The sequence below is a fragment of the Intrasporangium sp. genome, from assembly GCF_039812505.1.
Classification (GTDB): Bacteria; Actinomycetota; Actinomycetes; order Actinomycetales; family Dermatophilaceae; genus Intrasporangium_A.
In genome coordinates this window covers 1-3333 of record NZ_JBDIAQ010000241.1, presented here as the reverse complement: position 1 = coordinate 3333, position 3333 = coordinate 1, and the positions used below count along the sequence as shown (strand labels likewise).

Genomic DNA, 3333 nt, shown 5'->3' with positions numbered 1-3333 from the left:
CGCGACGTCTACGACGAGTTCGTGCAGCGGTATGCCGCCCAGGCCAAGCGGGTCGTCGTCGGCTACCCGAACGACCCGAACACCGAGGTCGGCTCCCTCGTGCACCCGGAGCACTACGAGAAGGTGATGAGCTACATCGAGATCGGCAAGGGCGAGGGTCGCCTCGTCGCCGGCGGTGGCCGCGCCAAGGGCTTCGACACCGGCAACTTCGTGGCACCGACGGTCTTCGCCGACGTCAAGCCGGAGGCGCGGATCTTCCAGGAGGAGATCTTCGGCCCGGTCGTGGCGATCACCCCGTTCGACACGGACGAGGAGGCCCTGGCCCTGGCCAACGGCGTGAAGTACGGCCTGGCCGCATACGTGTGGACCAACGACCTCAAGCGCGCCCACAACTTCGCCCAGGCAGTCGACGCCGGCATGATCTGGCTCAACTCCAACAACGTGCGCGACCTGCGCACCCCGTTCGGTGGCGTCAAGGCCTCCGGGCTCGGGCACGAGGGCGGCTACCGCTCGATCGACTTCTACACCGAGCAGCAGGCGGTGCACATCACCCTGGGTGCGGTGCACAACCCGACCTTCGGCAAGAACGAGCACCACGTCACCGACGTGGACGACCCGGACCCGCGCTGAGCCCCTGCTGAGTCTCCGCTGGGCCCGCTGCCGGGGGCCCGGACACCCATGCCCCGGCACCCACCATCCACCCACCCCACCACATGAGAAGCAAGGACGCTGCCATGAGCACTACCGACAAGACCCTGACCTCCTCGGGCTTCTACGTCTCGCAGGAGGCCCCCATCCAGACCGACAACCCGGTGCCGACCCCGAAGGCCGCTCCGCCGGACATCCTGCGCTGCGCCTCCATGGAGATCGTCGTGACCGACCTGCAGCGGTCGCGCAACTTCTACGTCGACGTGCTCGGGCTCACCGTGACCGAGGAGGACGAGGAGACCATCTACCTGCGCACCCTCGAGGAGTTCATCCACCACAACCTCGTGCTGCGCAGGGGTCCGGTCGCTGCGGTGGCCGCGTTCTCCTTCCGGGTGCGCAGCCCCGAGGACCTCGACAAGGCGGTCGCGTTCTACACCGAGCTCGGCTGTCGGGTCGAGCGCCGCGCCGAGGGCTTCGTCAAGGGGCTGGGCGACTCGGTCCGGGTGGAAGACCCGCTGGGGTTCCCGTACGAGTTCTTCTACGACGTGCAGCACGTCGAGCGGCTCGCCTGGCGCTACGACCTCTACACGCCGGGCGCCCTCGTCCGCCTCGACCACTTCAACCAGGTCAGCCCGGACGTGCCGCGCGCCACCAAGTTCATGCAGGACCTCGGCTTCCGCGTGACCGAGGACATCCAGGACGAGCAGGGCACCGTGTACGCGGCGTGGATGCGGCGCAAGCCGACCGTGCACGACACCGCGATGACCGGCGGCGACGGACCCCGGATGCACCACGTCGCCTTCTCCACCCACGAGAAGCACAACATCCTGTCGGTCTGCGACAAGCTCGGGGCGCTGCGGATGTCGGACTGCATCGAGCGCGGCCCGGGCCGCCACGGCGTGTCCAACGCGTTCTACCTCTACCTGCGCGACCCCGACGGGCACCGCGTCGAGATCTACTCGCAGGACTACTACACCGGCGACCCCGACAACCCCGTCGTCACGTGGGACGTGCACGACAACCAGCGCCGCGACTGGTGGGGCAACCCGGTCGTGCCGTCCTGGTACACGGACGCCTCGCTCGTGCTCGACCTCGACGGCAACCCGCAGCCGGTCGTGACGCGCACCCACGCCTCCGAGCTGGCCGCGACCATCGGCGCCGACGGGTTCTCCTACACCCGCAGCGGCGACGCGCCCGACGCCATGCCGAGCTGGAAGCAGGGCGAGTACAAGCTCGGCCACCAGCTCTGAGCACACCTGCCCAGCAGGACGAACAACGGACGAACAGGAGAAGGGATGCTGCCCGCCGAGGTCATCACGGCCATCGCCGACGAGCTCGCCGCCGCCGAACACGACCGCCGGATGGTGCCGCTGCTGACCGCGCGACACCCCGACATGACGATCGAGGACGCCTACGCCGTCCAGAACGAGTGGCGTCGTCGGGGCGTCGCGAGCGGTCGGCGGCCGGTGGGCCGCAAGATCGGGCTCACCAGCAAGGTCATGCAGGAGGCCACCGGGATCACCGAGCCGGACTACGGCGCCATCTTCGCCGACATGGTGTTCGAGAACGGCTCGGTGATCGAGCACGCCCGGTTCTCGAACGTGCGGATCGAGGTGGAGCTCGCGTTCGTCCTGTCCGGGTCCGTCTCGGGCCCTGGCGCCACCGTCTTCGACGTGCTGCGGGCCACCGAGTACGTCGTGCCGGCGCTCGAGATCCTGTCGTCCCGCATCGAGATGACCGGCCGCACGATCGTCGACACGATCAGCGACAACGCCGCGATGGGCGGGATGGTGTACGGCGGCAACCCGGTCCGGCCGCACGAGGTGGACCTGCGCTGGGTGTCCGCGCTGCTCTACCGCAACGAGACGGTCGAGGACTCGGGGGTGGCGGCGGCGGTGCTCAACCACCCGGCCACGGGCGTCGCGTGGCTGGCCGACAAGCTCGCCGCCCACGGCGACCGCCTGGAGGCCGGCGAGATCGTGCTGGCCGGCTCGTTCACCAAGCCGATGTGGGTGCAGCCGGGCGACACCGTGCTGGCCGACTACCGCGACCTGGGAAGTGTCACATGCCGGTTCGTCTGACCTTCCGGGAGGCGTTGGCCGCTGCCGGCGGGCCGTCGGGCAAGGGTCAGGCCGGCTCGTCGTCGGCCCGCCCGCTCGTCGGGATGTGGGTCTGCTCCGGCTCGCCGCTGGTGGCGGAGATCTGCGCCGGCGCCGGCCTCGACTGGTTGCTGGTCGACATGGAGCACTCGCCGAACGGCCTGGGGTCGGTGCTGGCGCAGCTGCAGGCCGTCGCCGCCTACCGCGTCACGCCGGTCGTGCGGGTGGCGACCGGTGACACCGTGACGATCAAGCAGGTGCTCGACCTCGGTGCGCAGAACCTGCTCGTGCCGATGGTCTCGTCCGCCGACCAGGCGCGGACCGTGGTCGAGGCCGTGCGATACCCGCCGCGGGGCCGGCGCGGCGTCGGGTCGGCCCTGGCCCGCTCGGCCCGCTGGAACCGGGTGCCGGGCTATCTCACGCATGCCGACGAGCACGTGTCCCTCTTCGTCCAGGTCGAGACCGCCGCGGGCGTCGAGGCGGCCGGTGCGATCGCGGGCGTGGACGGGGTCGACGGCGTCTTCGTCGGCCCGTCGGACCTGGCCGCCTCGATGGGCCTGCTCGGGCAGCAGTCCCATCCCGACGT

4 protein-coding genes are annotated in these 3333 nt (G+C 70.2%); all 4 read left to right on the top strand.

Annotated features, from left to right (window positions below; all coding sequences use genetic code 11):
* The coding region (locus WMI84_RS17650) for an aldehyde dehydrogenase family protein (protein ID WP_347355083.1) at positions 1-630 on the top strand (630 nt) is incomplete at its 5' end.
* Between the two features lie 104 nt (positions 631-734).
* The gene (gene hpaD, locus WMI84_RS17645; RefSeq protein ID WP_347355082.1) at positions 735-1898 is read left to right on the top strand and encodes a 3,4-dihydroxyphenylacetate 2,3-dioxygenase; all 1164 of its coding nucleotides are present in this window, start codon (positions 735-737) and stop codon (positions 1896-1898) included.
* A gap of 45 nt (positions 1899-1943) precedes the next feature.
* On the top strand, positions 1944-2729 hold the full coding sequence (gene hpaH, locus WMI84_RS17640; protein WP_347355081.1) for a 2-oxo-hept-4-ene-1,7-dioate hydratase: 786 nt from the start codon (positions 1944-1946) through the stop codon (positions 2727-2729).
* Positions 2714-3333 (top strand): aldolase/citrate lyase family protein (locus WMI84_RS17635; protein ID WP_347355080.1); only part of this gene is annotated, 620 nt, incomplete at its 3' end. The genes hpaH and WMI84_RS17635, both read left to right, overlap by 16 nt.